Consider the following 15,918-nt stretch of genomic DNA (forward strand, 5'->3'; position numbering starts at 1 on the left):
GGCGGTGGATGACGGCCGCTGGAAACGGCTCGCGTGCGTCCGCCCGGGCGAGCATGATCCGGTATGTGTCCGCAACCGTCACCCTCGCCGAGAAGCCCACCCTGACCGGGAAACTGGTCCTGCTGCGCCCGGTGGGCGTGGCCGACCTGCCCGGGCTGACCGAGCTGGTCACCGATCCCGAGGTGCGCCGTCTGACCGGCTCGCACGCGTCGTTCGACGTGAAGGCGTTGGAGTGGTGGTACGCCACCAGGGCGGAGCATGACGACCGGCTCGACCTCGCGATCGTCGAACGGGCGACCGGTGAGTACGTCGGCGAGGTGGTCCTCAACGAGCTGGACCGGAACAACCTGTCATGTTCGTTCCGGATCGCGTTGATCGGTGCCCGAGCCTTCGGTCGAGGGCTGGGCACCGAGGCGACCCGCCTGATCCTGGGCCACGCGTTCGAGACCGTGGGACTCAACCGGGTCACCCTGGAGGTCTACGACTTCAACCCACGCGCCCGACACGTCTATGAGAAGGCCGGCTTCGTCCACGAGGGGACGCAGCGGCAGGCGTTGCGCTGGGAGGACGCCTGGGTCGACGCGCACAGCATGGCGGTCCTGGCCGACGAGTGGGTCGAGCACCGGGGTCATCCGGCCGTACGCGGTTGAGCCGTTACGGTTGCGATAAGTAGGTGCATACCGGACGACGGGTTGTCGTTCGGAAAATCCATGCCGTTCCTGGCGTGCAACTTCTCCAGTGCTGAAGCCCGCTGGGCTGCTTCCTGCTTTCGCGCCATGTAGACGCTGCCGGCGAGTCCCTTGTCCAGCTGTCCGTCGTGGGAGCGGCGGAGCCGCCGCGCCTGGTCGTTGTTCAGGAACGACCGATGGTCCTTGAAGTGCAGAGCCAGCCACAACTCGAAGCATGGGTTCGAGACTGCAAGCTTTATGTCGTTTTCCCGGGCAAGGGTGAGGGCCTCTTGTAGCCCAGGATGGTTCTTCGGCCACTCTACGTCGAACACGCACCAGAATTCGTCGACCTCACCTTCCTCCCGCAATGCTCTTTCGCGGGCATCGATTGCCATCCGTACGAGCGCGAGAGGTAGCGAACCTTTGTTGCGGGTCTCGACTCTGATGTCAACCGCAGCCACGTCCCGAACCTCGGGATCTCTCTTCAGCGCCTCAAGATATTCGGGCTCGGTGCGTTGGCCTTCACAGAATACCGTCAGCGTCTTACGGGGTTCGCGGAACGCGACTCTGCGTTTGAGAGGCTTCGGATGCTGTCGACGTTCTCGCCCCATCATTCGGTGCCTGGTGATAGTCCGAGTGCGCGCCGCAACAGATGTTGGTCCAAATCGGGCACCGCGCCGAACCGTCCCTGGAGATAGGCCTTTTCAAGATTCAACGAGCGGCGTACCTTGTCGCCGCCGTATTCGGCGAGTGCAGTCAGGGTCGTAGTGCCATCCGCACCCTTCTCGGTCAACCAGACTTCATCTCGGTTCAGGTGATTCAGGAGACTGGTGTCGTGACTGGTGAAGATGAGTTGGGCGCCGTACGGATTGGTGTTGGGGTCCTGAAACAGTTCCAGTAGTTTCGCCGACAGTCGTGGGTGGAGGCTGGAGTCGATCTCGTCGAACAGAAGGGTCTGCCCGGAGCGCAGTGCGTACAGTGTTGGCCCGATGAGCCGGAACCAGGTTCGTGTGCCCTCGGACTCGTCAGCCATGTCGAACGAGATTTGCTGGTCGGCTACCCGATGCATCAAGCGAATCCGTCGACGTGTCCGCGTGTCGTCGCCCTCGTACAGCCGTTCCTTGACGATATGCACATCATCGATTCCGAGATCTGCAAATCTCAGTAGGCTCAGGGCTGAGGCGGGGTTGTAAAGCGGTTCGGTTTCGGCGGATTCGAACAACGTCAACTGGTTGCCGTTTCCGCCCTGAAGGAATATCCGCTCGGTTGTAGGTGATCCAGTCTTGGCGGGTGGGTAGTAGTCGTACCGCGACCTGCGAGGCCGATTTCCGAGCGTTCCGATGTCAGCCAGCTTCCGGCCGAAGGGGCGGATGTCGGGTACGTCAAACCTCATAGCGGCTGAAAGTGCAAGTGTCGTAGGGGTCAGGAGTTCGCGGATCGCTGAGAGGCTACCCAGTTCGCGCCTGAAGCGGATTTTTTCGCCTTCCCGCTCGAACAGGGACCTGGGACGGCGCTCGGGATAGCTGTGGAGGCTCTCAAAGAGCACCTTTTCATCGTCAAGTTCGACGCGGTATGTGTGTCGTACGCGCTCGACCATCATTTCGACTTCAAAGGTGGATGGTGTTTCTGGGCCGCTGTCGAACTTGAATGGCTCCCGTGGGATGATCTCGTCCCAGGCAAGCAGGGACGTTGCCGCCGCTGTCGATAGCCATGCCAGTGCATCTACCACGTTCGACTTGCCGGAAGCGTTGGGGCCGTAGACCCCGGCGACTGTCAGGACCCGCTCGTTGAGTAGGTCGAAAGATCGAGCTGCCGGTCTGTCTTCGTCCACGGCGATCATGGACAACTCCACCGGCTCATTGATCGAGCGGTGGTTCGAGACCTCGAACCGCAACAGCATTGCCCCGTCCCCTTGTGCTAGACGTACATGCCGACGCGACTCTACGTTAGAACTCGACGAAAATCAGCCCGTAGCTGCGGCTCGCCGGCATTCGACTCGGCTGGCGTCTCTGTCGGTGATGGTTGTGGTCGCCCCTTCCAAGTCGACTATCTGACCGATAGGTGACTGACCCGGCCCCCGGAGAGTGCTTGCATCTGCGGCACAGGCAACGCGCGACCCGGGCGGCGGAGGTTTCGGACATGTTCGCTGATCTCGGACGGGCGATGTTCCGCTGGCGCTGGCCCGTACTGGTTGGTTGGCTCGGGCTGACCATCGTCGGAGCAGTCTTCGGGGGCCAGGTCTTCGACCGGATGGCACAGCCGGAGAACCTGCGGGTGGATGCCGAGTCCCGGCTGGCCGAGCAGCGGGTCGACCAGCTCCTGCCCGAGGGACCGACCCTGGTCGCCGTCGTACGGGACCGGGATCCGTACGACCCACCGCTGGTGGAGAGTGTCAACCGGGTGACCGCCGAACTGCGGGCCGTTCCCGGCGTGGCCGATGTCGAGGACCTCTACAACTCGCCGGGTGGGCGGATCGGTGCCGACAACCGCAGCACCCTGGTTCTGGTCGAACTCGCCGACGGCCTGCCCGACGCCGAGCGGAAACGGGTCGAGGACCGGGTCACCGGGTTGCTGCGTCGCATCGACGCCCCGCAGGTGCTGGTCGGCGGGAAGACGCTGGCCGAGCGGGCGTTCGCGGACCAGGCGATCAAGGATGCGGCGATCGGTGAGACGGTTGCCCTGGTCGTACTCGCGGTAGCCCTGGTGGTCGTTCTCGGCGGGGTGGCGGCCGGAGCCATCCCACTGGTGGCGGCGCTCGGCGCGGTGGCGGGCACCCTGCTCGGACTGCTCGGCCTGACCGTCGTCACCGAGGTCAGCGAGTTCACGGTCAACGTGGTCACCCTGCTCGGCATCGGGCTTGCGGTGGACTACGCCCTGCTGATGATCATCCGGTTCCGGGAGGAGCACACCGCCGACCCGGATGCCGGACCGGCGGAACTGCTGGCCCGCACCACGGGCACCGCCGGTCGCGCCGTACTGGTGTCCGGGGCGGCGGTCGCCGCCGCGATGGCCGGGCTGTACGTCTTCGCCGAGCCGCTGCTGGCGACGATGGCGCTGGGCGGTGCGCTGGTGGTCGTGCTGGCCACCGCCGCCGGCCTGACCGCCGTACCGGCCCTGATCTCGGTTCTCCACCGTCGGGTCCAGGGACCCGGTCCGGATCGACAGATCACCCGGGCGGTACGCGTCGGAGGTGGCCTGCTCGGTCGACTTGCCGGGTACGCCCAGCGGCGGCCCGCCCCGGTGGCGATCGCCGTCTCCGTCGGCCTGTTGATGCTGGCGGGACCGTTCATCTTCGGGGTCAACCTCGGTGACTCGGACGCCCGGGCGCTGCCCAGGTCGATGGAGGCCCGTCAGGTGTACGAGGTCATGCTGCGGGACTTCCAGGCCGGACGCGCCGAACCGGTTGTCGTGGTGGTGGAGGCCGACCCCGCCTCGCCTGCCGTACGCGACCTGTTGAACCAGCTCAACCGGCTACCGCAGGTGATCCGGATGCAGCCACGGCCGGACGTACCGGGGGCGGCCCTGGTGATCGACCTGACGCCGAAAGGGGTGACCGGCGGTCCCGAGTCACGGGACCTGGTACGCGAGGTACGGCAGTTGGAGACGCCGTTCCGACTGCTGGTCGGCGGGCCGGCGGCGGAACTGGTGGACTACCGGTCCTCGGTGGCGGGCCGGCTGCCACTGGCGGTGCTGGTGCTGCTGTTGACCACCGGAGTGCTGTTCTTCGTGCTGACCGGCTCGGTCCTGATTCCGGTCAAGGCCCTGCTGATGAACGCCCTGACCCTGCTGGCCACCCTCGGTGTGCTCGTCGTCGTGTTCCAGTGGGGGGTCGGCGCAGCGCTGCTCGGTGTCGAGTCCTGGGGGGCGATCGACCTCACCACCCCGATCCTGCTCTTCGTTTTTGTGTTCGGGCTTTCGATGGACTACGAGGTGTTCCTCCTCGCCCGGATTCGGGAGGAGTGGGACCGGTATCCGGGTCTGCGTACCCCCGCCGGTCGGGCCCAGGCCAGCGCCCGGGCGGTACTGGCCGGCATTACGCGTACCGGGCCGGTCGTCACGGCGGCAGCCGGCTGCATCGTCATCGTCTTCCTGGGCTTCCTGCTCGGTGACCTGACCGCGGTGAAGGAGATCGGCTTCGGGATGGCGGTTGCCGTGATCCTCGACGTGACGGTGGTTCGTGGGCTTCTGCTGCCGGCGGTGATGAGCCTCCTCGGCGAGTGGAACTGGTGGGCCCCGGTACCGCTGCGTCGGTTGTCCGACCGGCTGTCGCCGACCCACCGTACGCGGACCGCCGTTTCCCCACCGGTGGCGACCCCGGCCGGGGTCGACCACTGAGCCGTCTGCGGCCGGATCGATGACCGTACGCTGTTACCCGTTAGCCGCTTTCGATGGAAGTTTCTGTCGGGTATCTGTGTCACCGCACGTCAGTACCGCGACGGATGCCTGCCCAGGATCATCTCGGCTGCGTACTCTTCCTGCCCATGACTCCGGATCATGGGTCTACGGGTGGATCCGCGTCCAGCTTTCCTGAGCTGCTACGCGGGCTACGCCGGGCCGCCGGGCTGACCCAGGCCGATCTCGCTGCTCGGGCTGCGGTGGGCGTACGTACCGTACGTGATCTTGAGCGGGGAAGGTCCTCGCGGCCACAGCGTACGACGGTCGAGCTGCTGGCCGCCGCGCTCGGCCTCGCCGGCCCGAGCCGGATGGAGTTCGTCGCCTCCGCTCGGGGTGCCCGGACCGCCGAGCCGGCGCGGTCCGACGAGGACAGTACGGTGACGGCACCGGCTGGACGGTTGCCGGTGGCCCTCGGGTTGCCACCCCCCGGAATCCTGGTCGGCCGGGACCTGGACGTCGTGAAGGTGTCCGGGATGCTGGCACAGGCGGATTCGGCTGGCCCGGCGCTGGTCAGTCTGGTCGGCCTGGCCGGGGTCGGTAAGACAGCGTTGGCCCTGGCCGTGGCCCAGGAAACCGGCGCGTGGCATCCCGCCGGCGTCGCCGGGATCGTGGTCACCGAGATCTCCACCGCCAGCGACGTGCTGTCGGCGGTGGCCACCGTGTTCGGCGTGGCCCGGGCGTCCGACCTGGCTGACCGACTGGCCGGCGGCCCGGCTCTGCTGCTGGTGGACGCCATCGAACGTGCTCCCGGGGCGGTGGTCGAGGCGCTGCACCGGCTCGTCGTCATGGCGCCGACGTTGCGCGTACTGGTGACCGGTCGGCATCCGGTCGGCCTGCGCGGGGAGTGGGTCTGGCCGGTCACGCCGTTGGAACTGCCCCCGCCCGACGCGCCAGCGGATCTGCGAGTGTTGTCCGGCTACCCGGCGGTGGCACTCTTCCTGGCCCGTCTTCGGCAGGTACGGCGCGACCCGCCGCGAGCCGACGAAATCGATGCACTCGTCGGACTCGTACGTCGGCTCGGTGGCTTGCCGCTGGCGATCGAGCTGGCTGCGGCGCGCGGTCGGATCCTGGATCTCAAACAGATCCTCGACCGGTACGGAGACCGCCTGTTGGAGCTGGCCCGCAGCTCACCGACCTGGCTGGCGGAAGCGGGTACGACACAGGCGGCGACCGGTAGGGCGGCATTGACCACCCTCCGTGATTCGGTGGCGGCCAGCTACGGCCTGATCAGCCCGGCGGACCAGGCTGCGCTGCGCCGACTGTCGGCCTTCCGTAACCGGTGGTCGGTGGAACTGGCCGAGGCGGTACTCGCTGACCTACCGGGGGCCGTCGACCGACCGAGGGCCGTCGACCGACCGGGTGCCGTCGACCAACCGGGTGCGGTTGGCCGACCGGGTGCAGTCGACCGACCGGTGGGCGCTGATCCGGTGCCCATGCTCGAGCGACTGATGGAGTTGGGCCTGCTCAGTGCACGCGGGACCGGATCGGTCCGGTTCCGGCTGCTCGACGTGGTACGGGACTTCGCCGAGCAGCGGGCGGCGGTCGACGCCGAGTTGCCTGCGATTCGCCGCCGACATGCGATGATCTTCGCGCGGCTGGCGGCTGCGGTCGCCCCGAAACTGACCGGCGCAAGCCTCACCACGGCGGTGCATCAGCTCGACGAGGTGGCCAGTGACCTCTGGGCGGCACTGGCGTACGCGGCCAACGACGATCCACACACCGCGTTGCGGCTGGCCGCGAGCCTGCCTCGATGGTGGCGCTTCCGTGGGCGGGATGTGGCTGGCCGGCAGTGGTTACATCGGTTGCTGGCCGATCCGCGTACGGCTGATGCGGATCCGGGCACGCGGGCCTGGGCACAGGTGGGGTTGGCCCAACTGGCTGCGGAGCACGATGCCGGCCCGCAGGAGTTGCCGGCTGTGCGGGCCGCACTGGCACAGTTCCAGCGGTCGGGTGACGTGGGTGGCGAACTGGCTGCCCGCAACATGTTGTCCCGACTGCTCATCGTCACCGGCGAACACGACGAGGCGCGTGAGCACAGCCTGGCCGTACTCGCCGTGGCTGGTCGTACCGGTCTGGTGCGGGACGTGGCCGTGGCCCAGAACAATCTGACCTGGCACGAGATCCGGGTCGGTGACCTGCGGGCCGCCCGTCGTCGGCTGGCCGCCGTGGACCGGTTGAGCGTCCAGTGTGGTGAGGACCGACTGCGGGTGTTGGCCCGGGCGAACCTTGCCGAGGTCGCCCGCCTCGATGGGCGGTACGCCGACGCGGTCGACCTGGGCCGGCGGGTGATCGCCACGTTGACTGACCTGGGGGATCCCGGGCACCGACGGCGGGTGCTCGGTACGGTCGGCCTGGCGCTGGCCCAGGATGGCCGACTGGACGAGGCCGGCGCGGTGCTCGACGAGCTTCGTGCGTGGGTGGCGGGTGGTGGTGACCGGTCCGATGCGGATCCCACCTGTGCACGGGCAGCGACCGGGCGTGGCACGTCACCGCCGTTCGGCGAATCGCCCGGTCCGGTGGCGGCTCGCCGGGAGGATGGGGTCTGCGCGCTGATCGAGGCGACCCTGGCGGTGTGGCGGGGAAACCGGGAGTACGCCGCCGAATGGTTCGGTGCAGCGGCGCAGGCCTACACCGGTTGCGGCGACCTCAGGGACGTGGCCGAGGCGCTGGTCGGGCTGGTGGCAAACACCGATGATCCGGCCGTACGGGCGGCGGAGCGGAGCCGGCTCGAGCAGGTCTGCCGGGATGGCGGGATCAGCCTGCTGCCGAGGGAGTGGGAACTGATCGGTCCGGCCGGTTCGGATGGGTCTGCGGTCGGACTGGAGCGGCGCGAGCAGAACCGCCCCCCGACAATGCCCTCTGCACAGTTCCGCTCGCGCCACACCCCGGGTTCGCCCCCCGTGCGGTGAACCCTAGCCGCCGACTGGGGGCCGTTTGTCCGATAAATCCGATGAGTGATGCGGGCTGCGTGACTTCTGCCGGTTTTTCTGCCGGTTCTTGAGGCGACCCCGGGTTGGCGGCCAGTAGGGACTACTTCTGTGGGCCCGGCTTCGGCACGTCCACGCCGGCCGCCCCGGCCGTGGCTTCCGGGTGCACCGCGTCACGTACGGTGCGCAGCGCTCCGAGCAGATTGTCCAACGCGGCGGGCTCCAGCAGGCCGGTGAACCAGCGCTCGATGATCTCCAAGTGGCCGGGCAGGGTTTCGGTGAGACGGTCCAGGCCAGCCTGGGTGATTACCGCGTGCATGCTGCGACGGTCGGACGGGCAGGCCCGACGGCGGATGAGCGAGTTGCGCTCCAGGCGGTCCACGACCCGGGTCACACCGCTGGTCGACAGTGAGGTCTGGGCGGCCAGGTCGGTCATCCGCAACTGGTGGCTGGGCGACCGGGCGAGACGGGTCAGGACCTCGAACTCCACCGGCGACAGCCCGTGTTCTTCGTACTGCTCGGCAAACCGGGCGGACAGTCCGGCGTACGTCTCGACGAGCAGGCCAATGGCGGTGATGCGGGGGTCGTCGAGCAGGTCTTGGTTCACCAGGCCATCGTAGCAGTGCTTGACAGGGGGAATATTGCAGTCGCTATAGTTGCTGGCGTAGTCGTTGGCAATCTCAACTATTGTTCCGTGGAGGAATCATCATGACGACCAGCGCCGGCGAGACCACCCGTAGCTGGAGCGGGCTCACCATCCCGACGGCCGGTACGTACCTGCTCGACCAGGCACACAAGCGCGTCGGCTTCGTGGCCCGACACATGATGGTCAGCAAGGTGCGCGGCGAGTTCACCGAAGCGACCGCCACGGTCACCGTCGCCGAGGACCCGTTGCAGTCGTCGGTCACCGCGACGATCCAGGCGGGCAGCATCGCCAGCGGTCAGGAGGACCGTGACAACCACCTGTGCAGCGGTGACTTCCTGAACGTGGAGGAGTTCCCGACGCTGGAATTCCGCAGCACCGGGGTCAAGTCGCACAGCGGTAACGAGTTCGTGCTCTCCGGTGACCTGACCATCAAGGGGGTCACCCGGTCCGTGGACCTTGAGGTCGAGTTCGAGGGTGCCGGACGTAGCCCGTTCGGCCAGGACATCTTCGGGTTCACCGCATCGACCGAAATCGACCGCGAGGACTTCGGATTGACCTGGAACGTCGCGCTGGAGACCGGCGGCGTCCTGGTCGGCAAGAAGATCAAGATTGAGATCGAGGGCGAGGCCATCCGCCAGGCGTGAGCCAGGGCGGCGCATCGCAACGACAACCAGAGCAACGCGTAGGCGGCCGGGGACCCCACCCCCGGTCGCCTACGCGTTTTCCGTTGCTCGGTGGCGTGATGTGGCGGAGTGCGTTGCGTCACAAGGCGATTGCGATAGGTGGTCGTGACGTCGCATTACGTGCGTCTACAGTGAACCCGTCGCAGTCGACCGGTCACCCGGAGCCGACACCTGTCCGCTTTGTCCCTGGCCGTAGGTCTTCAGCGCTTCTACCGTGTTAGTTCCATCGCGTCGCTGACCGGGTACGACCCGTCCAGCCGTGATCGACGGTGCGCTGTGTCGGGGAGGCCACATGGGTAGGGACGTCTCGCAGAGCACCTTTTCGCGGGAGGACCGCGCGCGTTACCGGCAGAAGGTGCGCCGTTGCCTGGATGTCTTCGCGTTGATGCTCGACGACTTCGGGTTCGACGCCGACCGACCGACCACCGGGCTGGAGATCGAGCTCAACCTGGTCGACTCGTCGGCCGAGCCGGCGATGCGTAACGTGGAACTCCTCGACGAGATCGCCGACCCGTTGTTCCAGACCGAACTGGGGCAGTTCAACCTCGAACTCAACGCCCGGCCGCGCCTGATCGAGGGAGCGGGGTTCGCCGACTACGAACAGGACCTGCTGGCCAGTCTCAGCCGGGCCGAGGAACGCACGATGAAGTCCGACGTGGGAATCTTCCTGATCGGCATCCTGCCCACCCTCACCCAGCAGCACCTGGTGTTCGACAACCTGTCCGTCGACAAGCGCTACCGGGTGCTGAACGAGCAGATCGTGGCCGCCCGGGGCGAGGACCTCGAGGTGGACATCCAGGGGGTCGAGCGGTTGCAGGCCCACACCGACTCGATCGCTCCGGAGGCGGCCTGCACGAGCGTCCAGTTCCACCTACAGGTCGCTCCGGACACCTTCGCCAACTACTGGAACGCCTCCCAGGCCATTGCCGGGATCCAGGTGGCGGTCGGGGCGAACTCGCCGTACCTCTACGGTCGGCACCTGTGGGCCGAGACCCGGGTCGCCCTCTTCGAGCAGGCGACCGACACGCGGCCGGAAGAACTGAAGGCGCAGGGCGTACGACCACGGGTCTGGTTCGGCGAACGATGGATCACGTCGATCTTCGACCTGTTCGAGGAGAACGTACGTTACTTCCCTCCCCTGCTGCCCATCTGCGAGGACGAGGACCCGGTCGAGGTGCTACACAACGGTGGGGTGCCCCAGCTCGGGGAACTGCGCCTGCACAACGGCACTGTCTACCGCTGGAACCGCCCGGTCTACGACATCATGCACGGGCGTCCGCACCTACGGGTCGAGAACCGGGTGCTGCCGGCCGGACCGACCGTGGTCGACATGCTGGCCAACGCGGCGTTCTACTTCGGATTGGCGCGCGAGCTGTCCGAGGCTGACCGTCCGATCTGGAGCCAGATGACGTTCAGTACGGCGGAGGAGAACTTCCACGCCGCCGCACGTCGCGGTATCGGTGCCACCGTCTACTGGCCACGGCTCGGTGACATCCGCGTTGCCGACCTGGTCCTCGACGTGCTTCTGCCCCGGGCGGCAGCGGGTCTGGACCGGTTCGGTGTCGACCCCGTCCACCGGGACCGGCTGCTCGGCATCATCGAGGGCCGGTGCCGTACCGGGCGTAACGGTGCGGTGTGGCAGACCGAGTCGGTGTTCGCTGCCGAGCAGCACCGGAAGCTCGACCGTACGGCGGCACTGCACCACATGCTGCGGCGCTACGGCGAGTTGCAGCGTACGAACGAACCGGTGCACACCTGGCCCGTCGAATGATCCACCGGGCCCGGCCCGCTCAGTCGTCGCTGTCGCCCGCTCAGTCGTCCGTGTCGTCCTCGATGTGGATGCCCAGCGCCCCGGCCAGCGTGTACGACAGCGCGATCAGATCCTGACGGGCCACCACCGCTCCCGCCATGCTGGTCACCCCGCCGATCCCGGCCAACGAGCAACTGGCGAACCTCGTCCCGGTCAGGGTGGCCTGGGAGAACTGTGCACCCGACAGGTCACAGTCGGTGAACCGTACGCCGGTCAGGTCGGCGTTCTGGAAGTCGGCGCGGGTCAGGTTGCACCCGTCGAAGACCACGTTCTGGAACTTGGTGAACCGGAACGACGACAGGTCGAGCCGACAGCCGGAGAGGGTCACGTCACGGATCGAACCGTTGATCCAGTGCAGGCCGGTCATCCGTACCGTGGAGATCCTGACCCGCAGCATCGACGACTTCTCCAGCCGCAGGTTTGCGAGGTTCGTGCTCTCGAACAGACAGTCACTGAATCGGGCGTGGTCGAGTTGCGTGCCGCTGAGGTCGGTTCCCCTGAACCGGCACTGTTCGAACTCCACCGAGTCCGCAGACCGCCCGGACAGGTCGAGATCGAAGAATCCCAGCCGCCGGAACGTCGCCTCGTTGTCCAGATCATGATCCTCGACGGTGGCCAGGTCCAGTGAGGCTGGCGGCTTCGGCTCCACCGGTGCCCGCCAAACGGAGCCACCCGAACCACGTCCCGATGACCGTGTCGACATTGCCGCACCCTACCGAACCGCCCTGACCAGTGGTTCAGCAGTCAGAGCCGGGCACCGGACAGCGCGGTCGCCAACCGGGTCCGTACGACGCCGCCGGGCGGGGCCGGGTGGGTCGGCGGTACGCCGGTGGACAACCGGGGATCCCGGCCCGGTGCGGCCGGCCGGTACCGCGTAGCGTTCATCCACCGGCAGAGCGTCGCGCCACACGGCATTCCCAGGAATGCGGGAGGCGGTACGCGTTTCCGCGCAGACGCGACCGGTCGGGATCCTGGTCCGGCTGAGATCCTGAAGCAGTAGGCGGTCCGGTCGGCGGAATCGAGGCGGTGGTCGTGATGACCGACGGTAGCGGCAACTGGAACAGGTCGTCGGGCGGTAACGCCGCAGAGTCGTCCCGGCTGATGCTGGTGAGCGGTTCCGCCCTGGCACTGGTCGTGTTTGCCACCGTCGGTGCGGTGGGCGGCTGGCTGTTGGCCAGATCCGAGAACGAGTCCCGCTCGCCATCGGCCTACGGTTCCCAGTCCCCGTCCGCGGCTCCGGCGCCGACCAGGACGTCCGCCACGACCCGACAGCCGAACCGCCCACCGACCACCCCGCCGTCGACCGCTGCGGGTGGCGTTCTGCTGCCCAACCTGGTCGGAATGGACTTCCGGCAGGCCCGCGAGGAGGTACGAAAGCGCGGCCTCGGCGCGCAGTTGTACTTCGACGGAGTGGGGGACAACCTCGGGGTATCGAGGACCGTTCCCCCGGCAGACACGCCCGTCAGACCCGGACACACTGTGAAGATCTACGTCATCGGCTCGGCGCCCGAGATTCCCGTACCGAATCTGGTCGGGTTGGACTGTGAGGACGCGAAGAGCCGGTTAGTCGATGCCGGCTTCTACCCGGATTACCCGACTGGAAAGATCGGCCAGGTCACCCGGCAGGACCCGGAACCATCGGAGACGAAGCGGTGGAACGACAAGGTGAAGATCTACTGCGGTAGCCAGCCGTCGTACGGTCCCGGATCACCCGCTGCCTAGATCCCGCAATCGGCGCGACACGGGATAAATAGCACGATTGCCGCTGCCGACCACCCATGCGGTGGGAGAGTACGTGGTATGGCCGACGACCGTCAGCAGCCACGGGACGATCCCGCTGACGGTCGTGGTGGCCCGGAGCCGGACGACGCGCTGGAGCGTACCGGGGAATTCGACCGGATAGCCGACGACGACGCTGCGGAAGCCGACGAGGACACCGAGGTCACCCGGCCCGTCCGGGACGGCGGCGCAACGCCACGACCCACCCGACCGGTGGTGTGGACCGGTCGGGCGGAGGTGCCGCTGCCGGGTGCCCGAGGCGTACGCGACGGAGGCTCCACGGAGTGGGACGAGGACGTCGAGTACGACAACAGCCGGTGGTGGATGCCGATTCTGGTCGGACTGGTGGCGTTGCTCCTGCTGGCGGTGCTGGGATTCGGGATCTGGCTGATCGTCGGGGCGGGTGAACGCGAACCGGGTCCGGGACCGTTGCCCTCGCCCACCCCTTCGCCGTCCGTCACCCGCCCGAGTCCGACGACGTCCCCGAGCGGAAGCCCCGGCACCACCTCGCCGGTGGCGAGTGTGCCGATGCCGCCGCTCGTCGGACTCTCCGAGTCGACCGCGCGGGCCATTCTCGACCAGTACGGAATGACGTACCGGGTGCGTTCCCGGGTCGCCCCCGGCTGGCAGCCGGGCATCGTCATCGACACCGATCCCCGGGCCGGTGTGCTGCTGGTGCCGGGGCAGGAGGTCACCCTCGTGGTGACCGAGGCACCGCCGACGGCAACCGCCACGGTCACGCCATCGCCCGGACCGACCGCCACCCGTACCAGGTGACCATCCCTGCCAGCGGACGGTTGATGGTCCAGGCAACCGCGCTGGTGAGCCGATGTGGGGTCAGATGCCCGATCGGCCACTGCCGACTGCGGCAGCACCGGCGGTCGTCCGGCCGGTGGTGGCGCCGATCGGTCGGGGGCTCGGCCGGGTGGTCACCGGCTGCGGCCGGGTGCTCACCGGCGGCCGGGCGACCGTACGGCCCCGAGACGGGACAGTCGTCGCATTGCTCACCTTGCCCAGCCCGTCGAGACGTACGAAGATCGACCGCCGGTCGACCGCGTCGCCGGCCGCGTTGAGCTGGTATCCGTCGAGCCAGATCCAGCCCCGATAGGTGGGCCAGTCATGTGCCCGGATCACCCGGAAGAGGATCGGCTCGGCGAACTGGGCGCTGGCCGTACGGGTTACACGTAACACATCACCGGAGCGGGGAGACACATCGACTCCTGTCAGAAGTGGCCGGCGGAAACCGGCGGGAGTTGGTTGTAAGGGAACAACGACCAGCGGTCGGCACACGGTTATGTGAAATCCGGCCGTTGATGTGGGGATGTTGGCCGGTCGGCAGACCTCGACCAGGAATTGGACGTGGATTCGCCGACCCGGCCAACATCCGTCGACTCCGGGACCGCTCCCGCCGCCGCAGCTTCGTGGCTTACAGCGACGGGGTCTGTTACCCCGGAGCGGGTCCGCCGCCGATTGTGGATCGGGTGGGCTTGATCCGGTCGATCCGGTGCAAAGCGAGATCACTCCTTCGGTCGACCGGGGGGACACTGTGTGACCCAGGCCATACGCACAGAGTGCAGCACGGGCTTGATCAATGCAAGTTGCAAGTTTTGTCGAGTGTGGAGGACCGGTGTGCGCTTGAAGTCCGGCTTGTGCACGCGGCAAACTGGACGCCGCTCCCGCCGCCGCGGCCGGTCGGGATCGGCTGATTCTTTCCGCCGCGAAAGTGATCGCCCGCCGTTCTGACGGTCGCGCCCTCGGCGGGCGGCTAACTTGTGCGCGATCGACCGGAGGTGACCCGGTGTCCGAGCGCCGGAGCCCGACCATTCGCCGCCGCCGGCTGGGAGCCGAACTTCGGCGGCTGCGCGATGAGGCCGATGTGACGATCGATGTGGTCGCGGAGCGACTGGGTTGCTCCGCCTCCAAGATCTCACGTATCGAGACCGGACACACCTCGGCCACACCCCGCGACGTCCGGGACATGCTGAGCATCTACGGCATCGTCGGCGAGCAGAGCGACGAGCTGGTGCAGATCGCCCGCGAAGCACGGCAGAAGGGCTGGTGGCACCCGTACAGCACCGTGCTGACCGGGTCATACGTCGGATTGGAGGCCGCAGCCTCCTCGCTGCGGGCGTACGAGCCACAGGTGGTGCCGGGCCTGATGCAGACCGAGGACTACGCGAAGGCGATGATCCGGGCCGCCCGCCCGGACATCACCGCCAAAGAAGTTGAGCAACGAGTCCGTGTCCGTCTGGGACGTCAGTCGTTATTGAGCCAAGACGATCCGATCGACCTGTGGGCGGTGCTTGATGAGGCGGTGCTGAGCCGGCCGGTGGGCGGCGACGCGGTCATGCGTGCTCAGTTGGAGGCGCTGGTCGAAGTAGCCGAACTGCCGAACGTGACGATCCAGGTACTTCCCTTCGAGGCTGGAGCGCACGCCGGGATGGACGGTACGTTCTCGATCCTCGATTTTCCGGAACCGGGTGATCCGGAAGTGGTGTATGCCGAGAACGCAACAGGTGGTCTCTTCCTTGAGAAGCCTGAGGACCTCCAGAAGTACATATTTATCTTCGACTACATCAGAGCGGCGGCAATACGCCCGGAGGAGTCCGTTGCTCTGATCGCAAGTTTGGCAAAGGAGCCGTTGTGGAAACGGAGACAAAAGGGTTTCGCGTGGACCTGAACCAGGCAGCCTGGTTCAAGAGTTCACGGAGTGGGCCCAACTGCGACAACTGCGTCGAGGTCGCCTTTATCTCCGGGGCGATTGCGGTCCGCGATTCGAAGAACCCGACTGGACCGGCCCTGGTGTTCACACCGGGCGAGTGGGACGCCTTCGTCGGCGGCGCCAAGGACGGCGAGTTCGACCTGGACTGACGGGCTCCCGCTGAAGGTCTCTGAATGAAGATGTGGTCGCCTATCCGGCTCCTGCGGAGTGGGCGGCCACATTTTTTCGTACCTTTGGCCGGTCCCGCGCCGCCCCGGGCCGCAGGTGTCCCGCGCTGAGCGCCGGCTC

The 15,918-nt window shown here is 67.2% G+C and carries 15 protein-coding genes; 9 read left to right on the top strand and 6 right to left on the bottom strand.

Going from position 1 to position 15,918, the window contains the following annotated elements:
* Window positions 1–65 precede the first annotated feature (65 nt).
* Entirely contained in the window at window positions 66–650 is a 585-nt protein-coding gene (locus ACFQ4H_RS08765) for a GNAT family N-acetyltransferase (protein WP_377569081.1), read from the top strand.
* On the opposite strand, the gene ACFQ4H_RS08770 is transcribed toward ACFQ4H_RS08765, so the two are convergent.
* Both ACFQ4H_RS08770 and ACFQ4H_RS08775 read right to left on the bottom strand, forming a co-directional pair.
* On the bottom strand, window positions 629–1,282 hold the full coding sequence (locus ACFQ4H_RS08770; RefSeq protein ID WP_377569082.1) for an RloB family protein: 654 nt from the start codon (window positions 1,280–1,282) through the stop codon (window positions 629–631). The genes ACFQ4H_RS08765 and ACFQ4H_RS08770 overlap by 22 nt on opposite strands.
* Complete coding sequence (locus tag ACFQ4H_RS08775) at window positions 1,279–2,568, bottom strand: AAA family ATPase (RefSeq protein ID WP_377569083.1); 1,290 nt, start codon at window positions 2,566–2,568, stop codon at window positions 1,279–1,281. The genes ACFQ4H_RS08770 and ACFQ4H_RS08775 overlap by 4 nt, the downstream gene beginning before the upstream one ends.
* Before the next feature lie 239 nt (window positions 2,569–2,807).
* Here ACFQ4H_RS08775 and ACFQ4H_RS08780 point away from each other — a divergent pair, with 239 nt between their 5' ends.
* Together ACFQ4H_RS08780 and ACFQ4H_RS08785 are read left to right on the top strand one after the other, a co-directional pair.
* On the top strand, window positions 2,808–5,003 hold the full coding sequence (locus ACFQ4H_RS08780; RefSeq protein ID WP_377569084.1) for an MMPL family transporter: 2,196 nt from the start codon (window positions 2,808–2,810) through the stop codon (window positions 5,001–5,003).
* A gap of 146 nt (window positions 5,004–5,149) precedes the next feature.
* Window positions 5,150–7,972, top strand: coding sequence for an ATP-binding protein (locus ACFQ4H_RS08785; protein ID WP_377569085.1), 2,823 nt, complete (start codon window positions 5,150–5,152; stop codon window positions 7,970–7,972).
* Between the two features lie 121 nt (window positions 7,973–8,093).
* Here ACFQ4H_RS08785 and ACFQ4H_RS08790 read toward each other — a convergent pair whose 3' ends face one another.
* Window positions 8,094–8,597, bottom strand: a complete 504-nt coding sequence (locus tag ACFQ4H_RS08790) for a MarR family winged helix-turn-helix transcriptional regulator (protein WP_377569087.1) — start codon at window positions 8,595–8,597, stop codon at window positions 8,094–8,096.
* A gap of 101 nt (window positions 8,598–8,698) precedes the next feature.
* Between ACFQ4H_RS08790 and ACFQ4H_RS08795 the strand changes: the two genes are divergently transcribed.
* Together ACFQ4H_RS08795 and ACFQ4H_RS08800 are read left to right on the top strand one after the other, a co-directional pair.
* The gene (locus ACFQ4H_RS08795) at window positions 8,699–9,280 is read left to right on the top strand and encodes a YceI family protein (RefSeq protein ID WP_377569089.1); all 582 of its coding nucleotides are present in this window, start codon (window positions 8,699–8,701) and stop codon (window positions 9,278–9,280) included.
* A gap of 331 nt (window positions 9,281–9,611) precedes the next feature.
* Entirely contained in the window at window positions 9,612–11,090 is a 1,479-nt protein-coding gene (locus ACFQ4H_RS08800) for a glutamate--cysteine ligase (protein WP_377569090.1), read from the top strand.
* A 40-nt stretch (window positions 11,091–11,130) separates the two neighbouring features.
* Here the strand turns inward: ACFQ4H_RS08800 and ACFQ4H_RS08805 are convergent, their stop codons facing one another.
* Together ACFQ4H_RS08805 and ACFQ4H_RS08810 are read right to left on the bottom strand one after the other, a co-directional pair.
* Window positions 11,131–11,832, bottom strand: coding sequence for a pentapeptide repeat-containing protein (locus ACFQ4H_RS08805; protein ID WP_377569091.1), 702 nt, complete (start codon window positions 11,830–11,832; stop codon window positions 11,131–11,133).
* A 41-nt stretch (window positions 11,833–11,873) separates the two neighbouring features.
* Window positions 11,874–12,014, bottom strand: coding sequence for a hypothetical protein (locus ACFQ4H_RS08810; protein WP_377569092.1), 141 nt, complete (start codon window positions 12,012–12,014; stop codon window positions 11,874–11,876).
* 150 nt (window positions 12,015–12,164) lie between these two features.
* On the opposite strand from ACFQ4H_RS08810, the gene ACFQ4H_RS08815 reads away from it, so the two are divergent.
* Together ACFQ4H_RS08815 and ACFQ4H_RS08820 are read left to right on the top strand one after the other, a co-directional pair.
* The gene (locus ACFQ4H_RS08815) at window positions 12,165–12,851 is read left to right on the top strand and encodes a PASTA domain-containing protein (RefSeq protein ID WP_377569094.1); all 687 of its coding nucleotides are present in this window, start codon (window positions 12,165–12,167) and stop codon (window positions 12,849–12,851) included.
* A 78-nt stretch (window positions 12,852–12,929) separates the two neighbouring features.
* Entirely contained in the window at window positions 12,930–13,685 is a 756-nt protein-coding gene (locus tag ACFQ4H_RS08820) for a PASTA domain-containing protein (protein ID WP_377569095.1), read from the top strand.
* A 60-nt stretch (window positions 13,686–13,745) separates the two neighbouring features.
* On the opposite strand, the gene ACFQ4H_RS08825 is transcribed toward ACFQ4H_RS08820, so the two are convergent.
* Window positions 13,746–14,120 (bottom strand): hypothetical protein, encoded by a 375-nt coding sequence (locus ACFQ4H_RS08825; RefSeq protein WP_377569096.1) that lies wholly within the window; start codon window positions 14,118–14,120, stop codon window positions 13,746–13,748.
* 586 nt (window positions 14,121–14,706) lie between these two features.
* Here ACFQ4H_RS08825 and ACFQ4H_RS08830 point away from each other — a divergent pair.
* Both ACFQ4H_RS08830 and ACFQ4H_RS08835 read left to right on the top strand, forming a co-directional pair.
* Entirely contained in the window at window positions 14,707–15,588 is an 882-nt protein-coding gene (locus tag ACFQ4H_RS08830; protein ID WP_377569098.1) for a helix-turn-helix domain-containing protein, read from the top strand.
* Window positions 15,552–15,779 (top strand): DUF397 domain-containing protein, encoded by a 228-nt coding sequence (locus ACFQ4H_RS08835; RefSeq protein ID WP_377569099.1) that lies wholly within the window; start codon window positions 15,552–15,554, stop codon window positions 15,777–15,779. Before ACFQ4H_RS08830 ends, ACFQ4H_RS08835 begins: the two co-directional genes overlap by 37 nt.
* Window positions 15,780–15,918 lie beyond the last annotated feature (139 nt).

This window comes from Micromonospora sonneratiae (assembly GCF_042679305.1).
GTDB lineage: Bacteria > Actinomycetota > Actinomycetes > Mycobacteriales > Micromonosporaceae > Micromonospora_H > Micromonospora_H sonneratiae.